Annotated in this window: 13 protein-coding genes; 5 read left to right on the forward strand and 8 right to left on the reverse strand. The window is 68.2% G+C overall.

Annotation, left to right across the window (positions count from 1 at the left end; genetic code table 11):
- Positions 1-9: 9 nt before the first annotated feature.
- Positions 10-1,107, reverse strand: coding sequence for a mandelate racemase/muconate lactonizing enzyme family protein (locus AKI39_RS13840; protein WP_066636945.1), 1,098 nt, complete (start codon positions 1,105-1,107; stop codon positions 10-12).
- Positions 1,108-1,208: 101 nt separating this feature from the next.
- Between AKI39_RS13840 and AKI39_RS13845 the strand changes: the two genes are divergently transcribed.
- The 4 genes from AKI39_RS13845 (at position 1,209) to AKI39_RS13860 (ending at position 5,859) form a co-directional block, all read left to right on the forward strand.
- Positions 1,209-2,126 (forward strand): LysR family transcriptional regulator, encoded by a 918-nt coding sequence (locus AKI39_RS13845; RefSeq protein ID WP_066636948.1) that lies wholly within the window; start codon positions 1,209-1,211, stop codon positions 2,124-2,126.
- A gap of 228 nt (positions 2,127-2,354) precedes the next feature.
- Positions 2,355-3,398, forward strand: a complete 1,044-nt coding sequence (locus AKI39_RS13850) for a Fe(3+) ABC transporter substrate-binding protein (RefSeq protein WP_066636953.1) — start codon at positions 2,355-2,357, stop codon at positions 3,396-3,398.
- Complete coding sequence (locus tag AKI39_RS13855; RefSeq protein WP_066636955.1) at positions 3,398-5,065, forward strand: ABC transporter permease; 1,668 nt, start codon at positions 3,398-3,400, stop codon at positions 5,063-5,065. Before AKI39_RS13850 ends, AKI39_RS13855 begins: the two co-directional genes overlap by 1 nt.
- Positions 5,062-5,859 carry an ABC transporter ATP-binding protein gene (locus AKI39_RS13860; RefSeq protein WP_066636957.1) on the forward strand — a complete coding sequence of 266 codons (798 nt, stop codon included), beginning with the start codon at positions 5,062-5,064 and terminating at the stop codon, positions 5,857-5,859. Before AKI39_RS13855 ends, AKI39_RS13860 begins: the two co-directional genes overlap by 4 nt.
- Before the next feature lie 138 nt (positions 5,860-5,997).
- On the opposite strand, the gene AKI39_RS13865 is transcribed toward AKI39_RS13860, so the two are convergent.
- The 4 genes from AKI39_RS13865 to AKI39_RS13880 all read right to left on the reverse strand — a co-directional run bounded on the left by AKI39_RS13865 (position 5,998) and on the right by AKI39_RS13880 (position 10,141).
- Positions 5,998-6,975: a N(4)-(beta-N-acetylglucosaminyl)-L-asparaginase gene (locus AKI39_RS13865; RefSeq protein ID WP_066642986.1), complete on the reverse strand. Its 978-nt coding sequence runs from the start codon at positions 6,973-6,975 to the stop codon at positions 5,998-6,000.
- A 133-nt stretch (positions 6,976-7,108) separates the two neighbouring features.
- Positions 7,109-8,173, reverse strand: a complete 1,065-nt coding sequence (locus AKI39_RS13870) for an ABC transporter substrate-binding protein (RefSeq protein ID WP_066636960.1) — start codon at positions 8,171-8,173, stop codon at positions 7,109-7,111.
- A gap of 204 nt (positions 8,174-8,377) precedes the next feature.
- Positions 8,378-9,304, reverse strand: coding sequence for a pirin family protein (locus AKI39_RS13875; RefSeq protein WP_066636962.1), 927 nt, complete (start codon positions 9,302-9,304; stop codon positions 8,378-8,380).
- Positions 9,305-9,442: 138 nt separating this feature from the next.
- A complete protein-coding gene (locus tag AKI39_RS13880; protein WP_066636966.1) occupies positions 9,443-10,141 on the reverse strand; it encodes a pirin family protein in 699 nt (232 codons plus the stop codon).
- A 163-nt stretch (positions 10,142-10,304) separates the two neighbouring features.
- Here AKI39_RS13880 and AKI39_RS13885 point away from each other — a divergent pair, with 163 nt between their 5' ends.
- Positions 10,305-11,270: a LysR family transcriptional regulator gene (locus tag AKI39_RS13885; protein ID WP_066636969.1), complete on the forward strand. Its 966-nt coding sequence runs from the start codon at positions 10,305-10,307 to the stop codon at positions 11,268-11,270.
- A gap of 63 nt (positions 11,271-11,333) precedes the next feature.
- Here AKI39_RS13885 and ntrC read toward each other — a convergent pair whose 3' ends face one another.
- Genes ntrC through glnA form a run of 3 tightly spaced genes read right to left on the reverse strand, consistent with a single transcriptional unit; the run spans position 11,334 to position 15,357 of the window.
- A complete protein-coding gene (gene ntrC / locus AKI39_RS13890; protein ID WP_066636971.1) occupies positions 11,334-12,809 on the reverse strand; it encodes a nitrogen regulation protein NR(I) in 1,476 nt (491 codons plus the stop codon).
- Complete coding sequence (glnL, locus tag AKI39_RS13895; protein WP_145925276.1) at positions 12,806-13,888, reverse strand: nitrogen regulation protein NR(II); 1,083 nt, start codon at positions 13,886-13,888, stop codon at positions 12,806-12,808. The genes ntrC and glnL overlap by 4 nt, the downstream gene beginning before the upstream one ends.
- Before the next feature lie 56 nt (positions 13,889-13,944).
- On the reverse strand, positions 13,945-15,357 hold the full coding sequence (glnA, locus tag AKI39_RS13900) for a type I glutamate--ammonia ligase (protein WP_066636974.1): 1,413 nt from the start codon (positions 15,355-15,357) through the stop codon (positions 13,945-13,947).
- Positions 15,358-15,493 lie beyond the last annotated feature (136 nt).

A 15,493-nucleotide genomic window follows, 5' to 3' on the forward strand; every position in this document is an offset into this window, starting at 1 on the left:
GGACGCCGGTCATGCGGCGTAGCGCCCCGCTGCCAGGTCCGCTTCGGGATCCGCGCCCAGGCCCGGCCCCTCCGGCACCTGCACCCAGCCGGCCGTCACGGGCACCGTCGCGCCATACGGCACATGCGCGAGCGCCACATACAGCCTTTCCAGCGATGCCTCGGTGCGCTGCGCCGCGAGCAGATGCAGGCTGGCCAGGTAGCCCGGCCCGAAGAACGCCACCTGCGGTGCGCACGCCACCGGTCCGCCCTCGCATTGCCGCGACAAGGCCCAGCTCGCGGTAAGGCCCAGCTTGATCACGCTGGGCTGCACGTACCGGGCGCCGCCCCGGGCTATCAGCGTGGACAGCTCGAACGCGCTGCTGGCGTTCTCGCCGACGGCCAGCGGCACGGGACTGGATGCCTGCAATCGCGCCAGGGCGTCGTGGTCCTCCGGCGGCCACAGGGGCTCCTCGATCCAGTGCGGCGCATAAGCCGCCATCTGCCCTATCGCGGCTGGCGCTTCGGCGGGAAGCCAGGCGCAGTTGGTATCGACCATCAAGGGCACCTCGCCGCCGGCCGCGTGGCGCGCCGCCTTGACGGCATCGGCGGTACGCTCGTGCAGCTTGACTTCGGTATAGCCCTCTTCCAGCGCCTGCGTGACCACCCGGTCCAGCATTGCCGCGTCGCCGTAGTACTGCAGCAGCGAGGCATAGGCGCGGATGCGCGAACGCTGCTTGCCGCCCAGCAGCTGGTGGACGGGCACGCGCTCGCGCTTGCCGCGCAGATCCCAGAGCGCGATATCCAGCCCCGCGATCGCGTGCACGACCGGACCGGAACGGCCCAGGTTGTGCAAGGTCCGCTGCACGGCGGGCACCAGCGCTTCGTCGGCCGCGTCCTTGCCATGGGCCAGCGGCGCGATCAGCGTTTCGAAAACCGCGACGATGGCGCGCGGTTCCACGCAATAGGATTCGCCCCAGCCCACGGTGCCGTCGGCGGTTTGCACGCGCACCAGCGCGCTGTCCAGCTTGTCGCGCGGGCGGCCCGCGAACAGCGGCGGCGCGGTCCAGTGATGGAAAGGCAGCCGCATCGGGATGCACTGCACGGAAACGATGGTGTTGGCGGCCATGTTGCTCGTCTCGGGAAAGGCGCCAGTCTCCCAGCCGCCCACCCTATGGTCAAATAGATAGGTTGTCTGGGTTCATATGGATTTCTTATGGTGAGCGCCCCATGGTGACGCGCCGGGAACTGGCCCTGCTGCGCGCGATGTACCAGCACGAAACGGTGACGGCCGCGGCCGCATCGATCAACATGACGCAGCCGGCGGCCAGCGCCCTGCTGCGCGACCTGGAAATCCGGCTGGGCTTCGCCCTGTTCAGCCGCGAGAACCGCCGGCTGCACCTGACCAGCCAGGGCCGCGCGCTGTTGCCCGAAGTGCTCAACGCGCTGGCTGGCATCGAAGCCGTGGACCGGCGGGCCCGCGACATCCGCCATGGCTCGACCTCGCGCCTGGCGATCGGCGCCGTGGCGATCTCGGCCTCCAGCCTGTTCCCCGCGGCGCTGGCCCGGCTGCGGCGCATGCATCCCGACGTGGCGGTCACCGTGCGGTCCGGGACCGCGCTGGAGATCATCGACATGGCCGTGGACCATCGCGTCGACCTGGGCATCATCATCGGCTCGGGGCAGGATCCGCGCGTGGACATGCGCACGCTCAGCAAGCTGAGCCTGTTCTGCATCATGCGCCCGGACCATCCCTACGCCGCGCGCAAGCGGCTGACCTTGAAGGAAGTCGCGCGCGAACAGCCCATCGTGCTGGGCACCGCCCTGCCCGCCGGACGCGCCACCGCCCGCGCGCTGGAGGCCGCCGGCATGGCCCATATGCCCACGGTGGAAGTCATGCAGTCGTCCGCCGCCTGCGCCCTGGTCGGCGCGGGCGTAGGCATCGGCATCGTGGAAAGCCTGGGCGCCGTCTACGCACGGCGCCAGGGGCTGGCCGCCCGGCGCTTGATGCGGGTGGACGACCTTGCCCTGAGCCTGGTGTGGCCGCGCCAGCGGGGGATGAGCCAGCCGGCCGAGGACATGAAGGCTTGCCTGACCGACGAAGCCCGCAGGCTGGGCCTGGACCAGGACTCGCCGCCGCAGCCCTAGCCCATGGCGGCCCACCGAACCAGGCGCGGACGCGGCGGTGCCCGCCGGCGCGCCTTGCCGCGACACTGCATTGGTAGCGGCATGCATACGGCGACGACGGAACCTTACGAAAAGTTGAACAAATTCCCGAACCTTGTTATCTTCCCCAGCCTCTGACTGAGAATAATTTTCGTTAACAGTCTGCCGGGCGCATCGCGGGCGATCCGGCCGGCCACGCTGGAGCTGACCATGAAATCCCCCCGTTTCGCCTTGCATCACCTGTTCGGCGCGCTGTGCCTGGCGGGCGCCGCCCATGCCGCCCCGGCGCTGGCCGCCGAGGAAGTCACCCTGTACACCACGCGCGAGCCCAAGCTGATCCAGCCGCTGCTGGACGCCTACACCAAGGAAAGCGGCGTCAAGGTGAATACCGTCTTCGTCAAGGACGGGCTGCTGGAGCGGGTCAGGGCCGAAGGCGACAAATCGCCCGCGGACGTGTTGATGACGGTGGACATCGGCAACCTGCTGGACCTGGTGGATGGCGGCGTAACGCAGGCGGCCCCGTCCAAGACGCTGGAATCCGTGGTGCCGGCCAACCTGCGCGGCGCGGGCGGCAGTTGGTATGCGCTGTCCCTGCGCGACCGCGTGCTGTATGTCGAAAAAGACCTTCCCGTCGGCACCTTCCACTATGAAGACCTGGCCGACCCGAAGTGGAAAGGCAAGGTATGCATCCGCTCGGGCCAGCACCCGTACAACACCGGCCTGATCGCCGCCATGATTGCCCACGACGGCGCCCAGGCCACGGAAAAATGGCTGCGCGGCGTCAAGGCCAACCTGGCGCGCAAGGCAACCGGCGGCGACCGCGACGTGGCGCGCGACATCCTGGGCGGCATCTGCGACATCGGCCTGGCCAATGCCTATTACCTGGGCCACATGAAGAACGCCGAACCGGGGTCCGACGCGCGCAAATGGGGCGATGCCATCAAGGTCGTGCGGCCCACCTTCGCCACGGCCAGGGACGCCGGCACGCATGTGAACATCAGCGGCGCGGCCTTGGCCCGGCATGCGCCGCACAAGGCGCAGGCGGTGCAGCTGCTGGAATACCTGGTGTCGGCACCCGCGCAGGCCCTTTATGCGCAGGCCAACTACGAATATCCCGTGCGCGAGGGCGTCAGGCTGGACCCGGTGGTGGCCAGCTTCGGGCCGCTGAAGATCGACGCCTTGTCGGTGGCGGACATCGCCAAGTACCGCAAGCAAGCGAGCGAGCTCGTCGATAAGGTGGGCTTCGACAACTGATGGCCTGGTCATGGGGCGCGGCCCTGATCGCGCTGATCGTCTGCGCGCCGATGGCGGCGCTGGGGTGGCAGGCGCTGGGCGCCGATGCCGGCCATTGGTCGCACCTGGCGCAATACGTGCTGCCGCAGGCGGCCGCCAACACCGGGCTGCTGCTGCTGGGCGTGGGCGCGCTGACCGCGGTGCTGGGCACGGGCAGCGCTTGGCTGGTCAGCGCCTATGAATTCCGCGGACGGCGCGTCCTGAGCTGGGCGCTGCTGCTGCCGCTGGCCGTGCCCACCTACATCGTCGCCTTCGCCTACCTGGACCTGCTGCATCCCATCGGGCCGGTGCAGGGTGCCATCCGCGCGCTGCTGGGCTACGACAGCCCACGGCAGTTCCGGCTGCCCGAGCTGCGCTCGCTGCCGGGCGCCATTTTCGTGCTCGGGTGTGCGCTGTATCCCTATGTCTACCTGACGACGCGCGCCATGTTCATGACCCAGGCCGCCAATGTGCTGGAGGCCGCGCGCACGCTGGGCGCGGGCCGCGCCGCGGCGTTCTGGCGCGTCGCCCTGCCCCTGGCGCGTCCCGCCATCGCGGTGGGATTGAGCCTGGCCCTGCTTGAAACCCTGAACGACATCGGCGCCTCGGAATTCCTGGGCGTGCAGACGCTGACCGTGTCCGTCTATACCACCTGGGTTACGCGATCGGACCTGGCCTCGGCGGCGCAGATCGCCTTGACCATGCTGGCCATCGTGGTCGCCCTGCTCCTGGTGGAACGGCATGGACGCCGGCGCCAGCGCTACGCCGCCGCACAGCGCATGCGGCCGATGCAGCCGGTGCGGCTGCGCGGCTGGCGCGCCGCGCTCGCGGCCGCGCTGGGCGCGGTGCCCGTCACGCTGGGCTTCCTCGCACCCGCCCTGTACTTGCTGTGGGAAACGCAGAAGCGCCTGCACCTGGTCGGCGGCGTATCGCGCCAACTGGCGGCGGCAGCGGGCAACACGCTGGCCATCGCCGCCGTCGCGACCGCCGTCACGCTGGCATGCGGCATGGTGGTGGCCTGGGCGGCGCGCGCGACGCGAGAGAGCGGCCGCCGGCGGCTGGCGCAGCTATATGCACGGGTGGCCGGCCTGGGCTACGCGGTGCCCGGCACCGTGCTGGCGATCGGCCTGCTGACACCCTTCAGCCTGGTCGACCGCGCGCTCTCGGCAACGCTGGGCACCGCCGGCATGGTGTGGATGGGATCGGCGGTGGCCCTGGCATGCGCCTATGCGATCCGCTTCCTGGCGATCGCTACGGGCGGACTGGAAGCCGGCCTGGCGCGCATCCCGCCGTCGCTGGAACAGGCGGCACGCCTGCTGGGCGAAAGCCCCGGCGGGACGCTGCGCCGCGTACATTTGCCGCTGCTGCGACCGGCGATCGCGGGGGCCGCCCTGCTGGTCTTCGTCGACGCCATGAAGGAACTGCCCGCCACGCTACTGCTGCGGCCCATGAACTTCGATACCCTGGCGACCTGGCTGTACGCCGAGGCCGCGCGCGGCACCTACGAGGAAGGCGCCGTGGCGGCGCTGGCCATCGTCGCGGCCGGCTTGATCCCGGTGATCCTGCTGGCACGCGGACAGGAGCGACTGCGCGCGGCGCGTACGCCCCACCCCCACCCTCGAACCATGCCGGACGGCATCGCATCATGACCGCATCGCTGGAACTGGATCGCCTGAGCCTGGCCTACGACACGCCGCGCGGCGCGGTGCGCGTGGTCGACGAATTGTCCCTGACCCTGCCCGGCGGCCATATCGGCTGCCTGCTTGGCGCTTCGGGCTGCGGCAAGACCACGGTGCTGCGCGCCATCGCGGGTTTCGAGCCGCCCGTCGGCGGGCGCATCCTGCTGGACGGCACGGTGCTGTCCAGCGCCGCGCACTGCGTGGCGCCAGAACGCCGCCGCGTGGGCATGATGTTCCAGGACTACGCGCTGTTTCCGCATCTGAACGTCGCCGGCAATGTGGGTTTCGGCCTGCGCCGGCTTGCGCGCGAGGAGCGCGTCCAGCGTGTCGCCGAGATGCTGGAACTGGTCGGGCTGGCGCGCGCGGCCGACAGTTATCCGCACGAACTTTCCGGCGGCCAGCAGCAGCGCGTCGCGCTGGCCCGCGCGCTGGCACCTTCACCTGAGCTGCTGCTGCTGGACGAACCGTTTTCCAACCTGGATGCGGATGCGCGCGAACGCCTGGCCTTCGAAGTGCGCGACATCCTCAAGCAAACCGGCCACACGGCGATACTGGTCACGCACGACCAGGCGGAGGCCTTCGCCATCGCCGACCGCATCGGCATCATGGCCGAAGGCCGCGTCGCGCAGTGGGACACGCCGTACAACCTGCGCCATCACCCTGCCACGGCATTCGTGGCGGATTTCATCCGCCGCGAAGCGCTGGCCGAACGCCGGGCCGCAGCGTATGCGCGCGGCGCACGGCCGGCCGTGGCCGCGGAATGATCGCGGACCAACGCGGCACGGACGAAGCGCCACGGCACCCGCCGGAGCGCCATCGGCCGGCCGTGTGCCGTCCAACGGAGGCCCGGACAGGACCGCGCCTATTCGCCGATGCCGGCATGCGGGATCCGGGCAGGCCCGTCACACGTCGGTGTACACCTTCATGGCCGTGGGCTTGTCCTGCGGGCGGTCCTCGGAAATCTGGATGATCTCGCAGGGCCGCGATTCCGGCTCCGGCATGCCGGGCAGCCACACCCAATAGTGATTCGTCGGCAGCCCGTTGACGGCCGCGACGTAATGGGTACCGCGCGCATCGATGGCATGGATCGTCACGCGGCTGATCAGGCCGCCCTTGAGCGCACGCATGTCGTCCACGGCTTCCTTCACGGCGCGTTCCACGCTCATGCCCATTTTCATGTACAGCACGACCGCGCGCGCCGTGCCCGCGCGTATGGTCATTTCGCCCGCGCCGGTGCAGGCGCACGCGCCGTAGCGGGTGTCGGCGTAGGCGCCGGCGCCGATGATGGGGCTGTCGCCCAGGCGACCCGGATACTTCCAGCCCCATCCCGACGTGCTGGTGCCGGTCGCGATGTGGCCTGCCGCATCGAGCGCCAGGAAAACCGTCGTGTCCTTGCCGATTTCCGGGTCAACGGCGTTCTGGCAATACGGGGTCAGCGGCACGTCCGGCCAGTTGGCGCGATCCGCGGGGCTGACCTCACCGTCAAACCATCGCTGGTACGCCTTGCGGGAATGGTCGGCCAGCAGTTCGCCCCGCTCTTCGCCGATTTCGGCCGCGAAGCGCGCCGCGCCGTCGCCGATCAGCAGTTCGTGCGGCAGGCGTTCCATCACCTGGCGCGCGACGCTGACCGGGTGGCGGAATCCCTTCAAGCCGCCGACCGCGCCGGTGCGCAGCGTGGACCCGTCCATCACCGACCCGTCCAGCTCCACTTCGCCCAGCAGATTGGGCCAGCCGCCGCGGCCGACGGTGCGCACGGTTTCATCGTCCTCGACCAGGCGCACGCCCGCCTCGATTGCGTCCAGCGCGGCGCGACCTTCCCGCAACAGCCGCGCGGTGGTGCCGATGCCGGACTTGCCTTCGTTGTTCGTCAAAATGATCATCAAAGCCATCCCTTGCTAAACCGTTGCTGGAATTCCGTCACGGGCCGTCGATGAAAATGCCATCCCGGGCCATGGCGGAAAGCCCATCACCGCCTTTGCGGTCATCCCGATCACAGTCCCTTGCAGGATTCCATCACAGGCCGTTGCGGAAATCCCTGTTCCAGAAATCCAGCATCTGGCCCTTGTGTTTCATCACCAGCGCGAAGTCCACGGGAACGATGCGTTCCAGCTCCGCGCCGGAAAAGCCGACGGCCTGCTGAAGCTCGGGCGGCAAGGCGGCGTTGGACACCGTCGGCGCATAACCCATGGTCTCGGCGAATGCCCGCTGCGCGCGCGGATCCAGCATGGCGTTCAGATACGGGAACGCGCAGTCCTGCGCCTTGCTGCCCACGGCGATGCCGGCCTCGAAGGTGGCGGGCAGCGCGCCCTCTTTCGGAAAAACGTAGTCGACCGGCAATCCCGCCTTCTTCCACTGCAGGGTGCGCGCCTTCCACGTCACCGTCACGTCGATCTCACCGCTCTTCAGGGCCGCGGCCAGGGCGTCCACCGACGGATAGACGTGAGGCTTGTTCTCCCGCAGCTGGCGCAGGAAAGCCTGTCCTGCCTCGAGATCGCCGACGGGCTTGCCCGTGGCCAGCGCGCCGGCCAGCGTCAGATAGTCGTACTGGTCGTCCACCAGCCCGACCTTGCCCTTGTAGGCGGGGTCCAACAGGACGGCCAGGCCGTCGGGACGCGTCTTGACGCGGCTGGTGTCGTAGACCAGCACCAGCGCGCTGAAGATATGCGGGATCGCATAGCCGCGCCGGAACTGCGGGATCACATGCGCCAGGTTGGGGATATGGGCCTCGTCCAGCGGGACGGTCGTTCCTTCCGCCTGCATCTGGAACATGTCGTTGTCGCGCAGCAGGGCGATGTCCAGCGTGCTGCGGCGCGCGTGTGCTTCCGAGCGCATCTTGGTCTGCCGCACCAGCGCGCTGCCCACGTCATAGACGACGGTGACGCCGGCGGGCTCGACCAGCGGGTTGATGTTTTCCTGCAGCAGGCGCTGGTAGTCGCCGCCCCAGGTGCCCACCACCACCCGGCCCGTACATGCGCCGGCCGCCTGCGCCCTGCCCGCCAACGGTCCCAGCGCCGAGGCGGCCGCAAGACCGCCCGCCGTGGCCAGGAAGCGGCGGCGACGATGATTCGTGTTATTCATTTATGTCTCCTCCTTGATGAAATCAAGCAGCCCCGCCCGGTTCATCCGGTGCGGGGCTTTTCTTTTTTTTCCGGCGCGACTTCTTGTGGCGGCGCGTCCGGTCTTGTTTACATACGCGGCGGCATTCTAGCGCGCGGGCTCCGCTGACGGGCCCAGCTCATGGGCCCAGCTCACGGAGCCAGCGCACGGGTCTGCCGCACGGGTCTAGCGCGCGGGCAACGGCGCCAGCGGCGCCCAGGCGGGCGCGGGTATGAATTCGGTGGTGTCTTCGGGCACGGTCTGTCCGAACCGGTTGCGCACCCAGTCTTCGCGCGCCTGCTCGATGCGATCGCGGCGGCTGGACACGAAGTTCCACCACAGGTAGCGGGGACCATCCAGCGGTTCGCCGCCCAGCACCGCCACGCGCGCGGCCGACACCGCCTTCAGCGTCACCGGCTTGCCGGGGGCAAAGACCACCAGGCGGCCGGACGCGAAGCGCTGGCCGTCGATTTCGACTTCGCCGCGGGCGATGTAGGCGGCCCGCTCTTCATATTCCGCGTCCAGTTGCAGGCGCGCGCCGGCCTCCAGCGCGATATCGCCCAGGAACAGCGGCGACAGCGTGTGCACGGACGACGTCTGCCCGAAGAGCGACCCCGCCACGATCTGCGCGCGGACGCCCTCGCCTTCCATCACGGCCTGCGCGCCGCGGTCGTAATGGACAAAGCCGGGATCGGTTTCCTCGTGGCTGGCCGGCAGCGCCACCCAGGATTGCAATCCCGCCAGCGGCTGTGCCTGCGCGCGGCTCTCGACCGACGAACGCTCGGAGTGCACGATGCCGCGGCCCGCCGTCATCCAGTTCACCTCGCCCGGCAGGATGGTGCGGATATTGCCTGCCCCGTCCCGATGCACGATGGCGCCCTCGTACAGGTAGGTCACGGTGGACAGGCCGATATGCGGATGCGGACGCACGTCGATACCGGCGCCGGCCGGCAGCATCGCCGGGCCCATCTCATCCAGGAAAACAAAGGGGCCGACGGTACGGCGTTCGCGCGACGGCAGCGCGCGCCGCACCTCGAAATTGCCGATATCGCTGGTGCGCGGAATCACCACGGACTCGACGGAGGAAGGTAGCGATGGGGTGAGTTGGGACATGGTGTGCTCCGTGTGCGTGCGGTGACGGGAATGGGCCGGTTCTCCTGGGTGGAGGCGGCTTCGGCCGGGGGCCGGAGCACGCGACCCCCGGGGGGCGTCCGCCTGGACCGCAAGATGCAGGCGGACGCGGCCACGTTATCACGGCAAATCGAAAACCAGGACTTCGGCGCCCTCGCCTCGTTCCAGCACGATGTCGTTCTCATCTTCCACGGCCACCGCATCGCCGGCAACCAGTTCCTTGCCGTTGGCCGTCACCTTGCCGCGGGCGACGTGGATCCAGGCACGCCGGCCAGGCTCCAGGGCGAGCGTCGCGCGTTCATCGCCGTCGAACAGGCCCGCATACAGACGCGCATCCTGATGGATCAGGACCGAACCGTCCTTGGCATCCGGCGACGCCACCAGACGCAGGCGGCCACGCTTGTCGGCTTCCTCGAAACGCTTCTCTTCGTAGCTGGGGTCGATGCCCACCACGTTGGGTTCGATCCAGATCTGCAACAGATGCGTGCCATGGTCGGGCTGCGGATTGAACTCCGAATGCAGCACCCCGCGTCCGGCGCTCATGCGCTGCACGTCTCCCGGGCGGATGGTCGAGCCGTTACCCATGCTGTCCTTGTGCGCCACGGCACCGTCCAGCACGTAGGTGATGATCTCCATGTCGCGGTGGCCATGCGTGCCGAAGCCGCGGCCGGCGGCGATCTGGTCGTCGTTGATCACGCGCAGCGGACCGAAGCCCATGTGGCGCGGATCGTAGTAATTCGCGAACGAGAACGTATGGTGGCTCTTGAGCCAGCCGTGATCGGCATAACCGCGTTCTTGGCTGCGTCGCAGGGTAAGCATGGCGTGAACTCCTTGGAAAGGTTGTCGATGAACGTCATTGTGGGCGTCCACCCGGGGCTTGCGGCTGAACAGGTTTGAAGACATCATTCAATAAATTTGAATGGCCGTTCTGCCATTCCGCTATGGCCTCGCACCCGCGGAGCCGTCCGTCCCTATCCCCGCCATGCCGCCCTCTTCCCCGCCCTCCGATGCCCTGATCACCCCCGAACTGCTGCTGCTGGTGGACGCGATCGCCCGCCATGGCAGCTTCGCCAAGGCCGCGCGGGAAATGGGCAAGGTGCCGTCCGCGGTCACCTATGCCATCCGCGGCCTGGAAGACCGCCTGGACGTGCTGCTGTTCGACCGCAGCGGGCACCGGGCGATCCTGACGCCCGCGGGCCAGGCCTTGCTGGACGATGGCCGGCTGCTGCTGCAATCCCTGGAAGACCTGACGCGGCGCGTGCGCCGCATCGCCACCGGCTGGGAGCCCGAACTGCGCATCGCCATCAACGGCGTGCTGCCGTGGCCGCCCATCTACGACTTGATCGAGGAATTCCAGGCCCTGGACAGCGCCACCAAGCTGCGCTTTTCCAGCGAGGTCCTGAGCGGCACGTGGGACGCCCTGACCGGCGGCCGCGCGGATCTGCTGATCGGCGGCGACGCCGCGCTGGCGCCCCCGGGGCGGTTCGCCACGCAGACGCTGGGCGAATTGCACCTGCTGTTCTGCGTCGCCCCACACCATCCGCTGGCCCAGGTCGACCATCCCTTGACGCCGGAGGACATCAGCGCGCACTGCGCCGTGGTCGTGGCCGATACCTCCCGCGCCCTGCCGCCCCTGACGCGCGGCCTGCTGGACACCCAGCAACGCGTGGTGATGCCTACCATGCAAGCCAAGATCCACGCGCAGATACGCGGCGTGGGGTGCGGCTATATACCGCACCTGCTCGCCGCGCCCTATCTGGACCAGGGGCTGCTGGTGGAAAAACCCACCCGCGACGGCGGGATGCAGGAGCGCCTGTCTTGCGCCTGGCGCGCGCCCGCCCGCGGCGAAGCCTTGAAATGGTGGCTGAAGAAGCTGGAATCCCCGCGCCTGCGCGCCAGCCTGGTCGACGTACCGGCCGCCGGTGGATCCGGCTCGGAGGGGCGCTAGCGCGACCGATCGATCGATCGGTCGGTTCCGCGCAACGACCCGCGCAAGCGCCTGGCCCCAGACCTACTCGTCTTCCATTCCCAGGTCGCGCAGCTTGCGCGTGATCGTATTGCGACCGATCCCCAGCCGGGATGCCGCCTCGACCCGGCGCCCCCGGCTGGCCTGTAGCGCCGTCTGCAGCAGTATCCGCTCGAACTGCCGCGTGAGGGTTGCCATGATCGCCGGTTCGCCGCGATCCAGCCGATGCCGGGCATCGCGCAGCAGGAACTCCTGCCAGCTTTGCGCCGAGACATCGGCGCCAACCGCCCCGGTTGGGACCGCCGCCGGCGACATGCTGCGCGCCACGATGGACGGCGACACGGAATGCTCCATGGCGCGGATTTCGGGCGGCAGGTCCGCGGCCTCGATGGTCTGTCCCGGCGCCATGACCGTCAGCCAGTGGCAGAAGTTTTCCAGCTGCCGCACGTTGCCGGGAAAATCGAAGCGCGTCAGCGCCGCCAGCGCATCGGGCGTCAGGCGCTTGGCCGACACCCCGAGCTGCCGTGCGCTCTGCGTCAAAAAATGCTGTGCCAGGGCCGGGATATCTTCCACGCGCTCGCGCAAGGGCGGCAGCCGCAGGCGAATGACGTTCAGGCGATGGAAGAGGTCCTCACGGAACAGCCCCTGCTCCACGCGCTGCTCCAGCGGCTGGTGCGTCGCGGCGACGATGCGCACGTCCACCCGCACGGGCTGCGCGCCGCCGACACGGTAGAACGTGCCCTCGGCCAGCACGCGCAGCAAACGCGTCTGCAATTCGATGGGCATATCGCCGATTTCGTCCAGGAACAGCGTGCCGCCGTGGGCCTCTTCGAAGCGGCCCCGGCGCAGCGTGTTGGCGCCGGTGAAGGCGCCGCGTTCGTGGCCGAACAGCTCCGCTTCCAGCAAGTCCCGTGGAATGGCGGCGGCGTTCAAGGCCACGAAGGGCCCCTTGGACCGCGCGCCATGGCCGTGCAGCGCGCGCGCCACCAGTTCCTTGCCGGTTCCCGATTCACCCGTGATGAGCACCGTCACCTTGGACTGCGCCAGGCGGCCGATCGCGCGGAAGATCTCCTGCATGGCGGGCGAGGCCGATTGCGTCATCATCCACCGCTCGCCCTGCTCGTTCTGCGCCGCGGACGGATCGCCGTCCTGCGCGCCGGCCGATTCCTGCGCCGCGCGCTGGATCAGCGATACCGCTTCGTTCACGTCGAACGGCTTGGCCAGGTAGTCGAAGGCGCCCCCCTGGAACGCCGACACGGTGCTGTCCAGGTCGGCGAAGGCCGTCATCACGATGACGGGCAGCGCCGGATGGCCTTCCTTGATCTGCCGCAGCAGGTCCAGGCCGTTGCCGCCAGGCATGCGGATATCGGACACCAGCGCCGCCGGCTCGTCGCCTTCCAGCGCGGCCAGTACGTCGCTGGCCTGGGAGAAACTGCGAGTCTCGATGCCCGCGCGCGCCAGGGCCTTTTCGAGCACCCAGCGTATCGCCTGGTCATCATCCACGATCCAAACAGGTTTCATGCGGGTTCCATCGGCAGGACCAGGCGAAATTCAGTATGCCTGGGTCGGGATTCGAATTCGATGATGCCGCCGTGCTGCTGCACGAAGTCCTGGGCCAGGCTCAGCCCCAGGCCCGTGCCGCCGGGGCGCGCGGTGACAAGCGGATGGAAAATACGGTCGCGGATATGTTCCGGTACGCCGGGACCGTTGTCGATGATGGATAGGACCGCGGCCAGCCGATGCTGCCGATGCGCCAGCATCACGCGCCGGGCGACGCGCGTGCGCAGCGTGATCTGCGGCGGCGGGACGTCGTCGCCCCCCGGCTGCACGGACAATTCCTGCGCGGCATTGCGCGCCACGTTAAGCACGGCCTGCATCAGTCGCGCGGCGTCGCCCTGCAAGTCCGGCATGGACGCATCATAGTCGCGCATGATGGCCACGCCGTCGCGGAATTCGGCCTGGATCAGCGCGGTGACGCGTTCGCAGATTTCGTGGATATTCACCGGGCGCGCATGCAGCGGCATGCGCTGCGGCCCGATAAGGCGGTCGACCAGCGCCTGCAGCCGGTCGGCCTCCGAAATGATCACCTGGGTATATTCCGCCAGCGCCGGGTCGGGCAATTCCCCTTCCAGCAACTGGGCCGCGCCGCGCAGGCCGCCAAGCGGATTCTTGACTTCATGCGCCAGGTTGCGCAGCAACTGCCGGTGCGTTTCGATTTCGTCGACCAGGCGGTGATTGCGATCGGCGGCCACGCGCAGCTCGATCTCGCGCGCCTCGATCAGCACCGGCCACGGCTGCCCCATCAGCGCCACCGTGGTCACCACCACGCTGACCGAATCGGCACCGCGCCGCAGCGAGCTCACCTGGCGAACGTCGGCGACATTGCCGGCGTTCGCCAGGTCGATGGAAGACTGCATGGCCTCGCGGTCGTCGAACAGGCCGGCGGCCGACTGGCCGGTCAGTTGCCGGCGCGACCTGCCGAAGAGATCCTCGGCCGCCGCATTGGCATATTCGACGCACCCCTGCTCGTTCACCAGCAGTACCGATGTCGCGAGCAGTTCGAAGGCTTCTACATTCATCGTCATCACCCGGGGCGGCATACAGGCGGACCGGCGCCCCGGTCCGCCCCCGCGTGCCCCGGGAAATCAGCCGGCAATCACAGGCTGTAGTACATGTCGAATTCGACAGGGTGCGTGGTCATGCGCAGACGCTGCACTTCCTGCTCCTTCAACGCCAGATAGGCGTCCAGCATGTCGTCGGTGAACACACCGCCGCGCGTCAGGAACTCGCGATCCTGGTCCAGCGATTCCAGAGCCTGCTCCAGCGACGAGCAGACGGTCGGGATCTTCGCGTCCTCTTCCGGCGGCAGGTCGTACAGGTTCTTGTCCGCCGGATCGCCCGGGTGGATCTTGTTCTGGACACCGTCCAGGCCGGCCATCATCAGCGCCGCGAAAGCCAGGTACGGGTTGGCCAGGGGATCCGGGAAGCGGGTTTCGATGCGGCGGCCCTTGGGGTTGCCGACGTACGGAATGCGGATCGAGGCCGAACGGTTGCGTGCCGAGTAGGCCAGCTTGACCGGGGCTTCGAAGTGCGGCACCAGGCGCTTGTACGAGTTCGTGCCGGGGTTGGTGATCGCGTTCAGCGCGCGGGCGTGCTTGATGATGCCGCCGATGTAGTACAGCGCGAACTCCGACAGGCCGGCGTAGCCGTTGCCCGCGAACAGGTTCTGGCCGTCCTTCCAGATCGACTGGTGCACGTGCATGCCGGAACCGTTGTCGCCGACCACGGGCTTGGGCATGAAGGTGGCCGTCTTGCCATAGGCGTGCGCCACGTTGTGCACGACATACTTCAGGATCTGGTTCCAGTCCGCGCGCTGGACCAGCGTGCTGAACTTGGTACCGATTTCCAGCTGGCCGGGAGCCGCCACTTCATGGTGGTGCACTTCCACCGGCACGCCCAACTGCTCCAGCAGCAGGCACATTTCGGAACGCATGTCCTGGAAGGAGTCGACGGGGGGCACGGGGAAATAGCCGCCCTTGACCAGCGGACGGTGGCCCAAGTTGCCGCCTTCGAACTCGACACCGGTCGACCAGGGCGCTTCCTCGGACTTGATCTTGACGAAGGTGCCGGACATGTCGGTGTTCCAGGTCACGCCGTCGAAGACGAAGAATTCGGGCTCGGGGCCGAAGTAGGCGGTGTCGCCGATGCCGGAGGACTTCAGGTAGGCCTCGGCACGCTTGGCCAGCGAACGCGGGTCACGCGAATAACCCTTCATATCGGACGGCTCGACCACGTCGCAGGTCAGGACCAGCGTCGTTTCCTCCATGAACGGATCGATACGAGCCGAGGTGGCATCCGGGATCAGCAGCATGTCGGACGCCTCGATACCCTTCCAGCCGGGGATCGAGGAACCGTCGAAAGCGTGGCCGCTTTCGAACTTGTCTTCGTCGATCGTGTGCGACGGCACCGACACGTGGTGCTCGCGGCCGGCGGTATCGGTGAAACGGAAGTCGACGAACTTGACTTCCGCATCGGCGATCTGTTTGAGGACTTCTTTAGGGCTTGCCATGTCATCTCCGTTTGATAAAGGGTCGAGCGCTGCAACTCGACTGGCACTCAGCTAAAAAGCAACATCCATGCCATGTTTTCCCCAGGGAATCCCGGGGACTACCCGGTAACTTCCTGAGCGATGGGCGAATAATGCA

Origin of the sequence: Bordetella sp. H567, from assembly GCF_001704295.1 — a bacterium.
In the GTDB taxonomy this organism is placed as follows: domain Bacteria; phylum Pseudomonadota; class Gammaproteobacteria; order Burkholderiales; family Burkholderiaceae_B; genus Bordetella_C.

Excerpts from the sequence above, each read along its gene's own strand:
- AKI39_RS13840 (WP_066636945.1), bottom strand. The coding sequence starts at position 1,107 with ATGGCCGCCAACACCATCGTTTCCGTGCAGTGCATCCCGATGCGGCTG.
- AKI39_RS13845 (WP_066636948.1), top strand. The coding sequence starts at position 1,209 with ATGGTGACGCGCCGGGAACTGGCCCTGCTGCGCGCGATGTACCAGCAC.
- AKI39_RS13850 (WP_066636953.1), top strand. The coding sequence starts at position 2,355 with ATGAAATCCCCCCGTTTCGCCTTGCATCACCTGTTCGGCGCGCTGTGC.
- AKI39_RS13855 (WP_066636955.1), top strand. The coding sequence starts at position 3,398 with ATGGCCTGGTCATGGGGCGCGGCCCTGATCGCGCTGATCGTCTGCGCG.
- AKI39_RS13860 (WP_066636957.1), top strand. The coding sequence starts at position 5,062 with ATGACCGCATCGCTGGAACTGGATCGCCTGAGCCTGGCCTACGACACG.
- AKI39_RS13865 (WP_066642986.1), bottom strand. The coding sequence starts at position 6,975 with ATGATCATTTTGACGAACAACGAAGGCAAGTCCGGCATCGGCACCACC.
- AKI39_RS13870 (WP_066636960.1), bottom strand. The coding sequence starts at position 8,173 with ATGAATAACACGAATCATCGTCGCCGCCGCTTCCTGGCCACGGCGGGC.
- AKI39_RS13875 (WP_066636962.1), bottom strand. The coding sequence starts at position 9,304 with ATGTCCCAACTCACCCCATCGCTACCTTCCTCCGTCGAGTCCGTGGTG.
- AKI39_RS13880 (WP_066636966.1), bottom strand. The coding sequence starts at position 10,141 with ATGCTTACCCTGCGACGCAGCCAAGAACGCGGTTATGCCGATCACGGC.
- AKI39_RS13885 (WP_066636969.1), top strand. The coding sequence starts at position 10,305 with ATGCCGCCCTCTTCCCCGCCCTCCGATGCCCTGATCACCCCCGAACTG.
- ntrC (WP_066636971.1), bottom strand. The coding sequence starts at position 12,809 with ATGAAACCTGTTTGGATCGTGGATGATGACCAGGCGATACGCTGGGTG.
- glnL (WP_145925276.1), bottom strand. The coding sequence starts at position 13,888 with ATGCCGCCCCGGGTGATGACGATGAATGTAGAAGCCTTCGAACTGCTC.
- glnA (WP_066636974.1), bottom strand. The coding sequence starts at position 15,357 with ATGGCAAGCCCTAAAGAAGTCCTCAAACAGATCGCCGATGCGGAAGTC.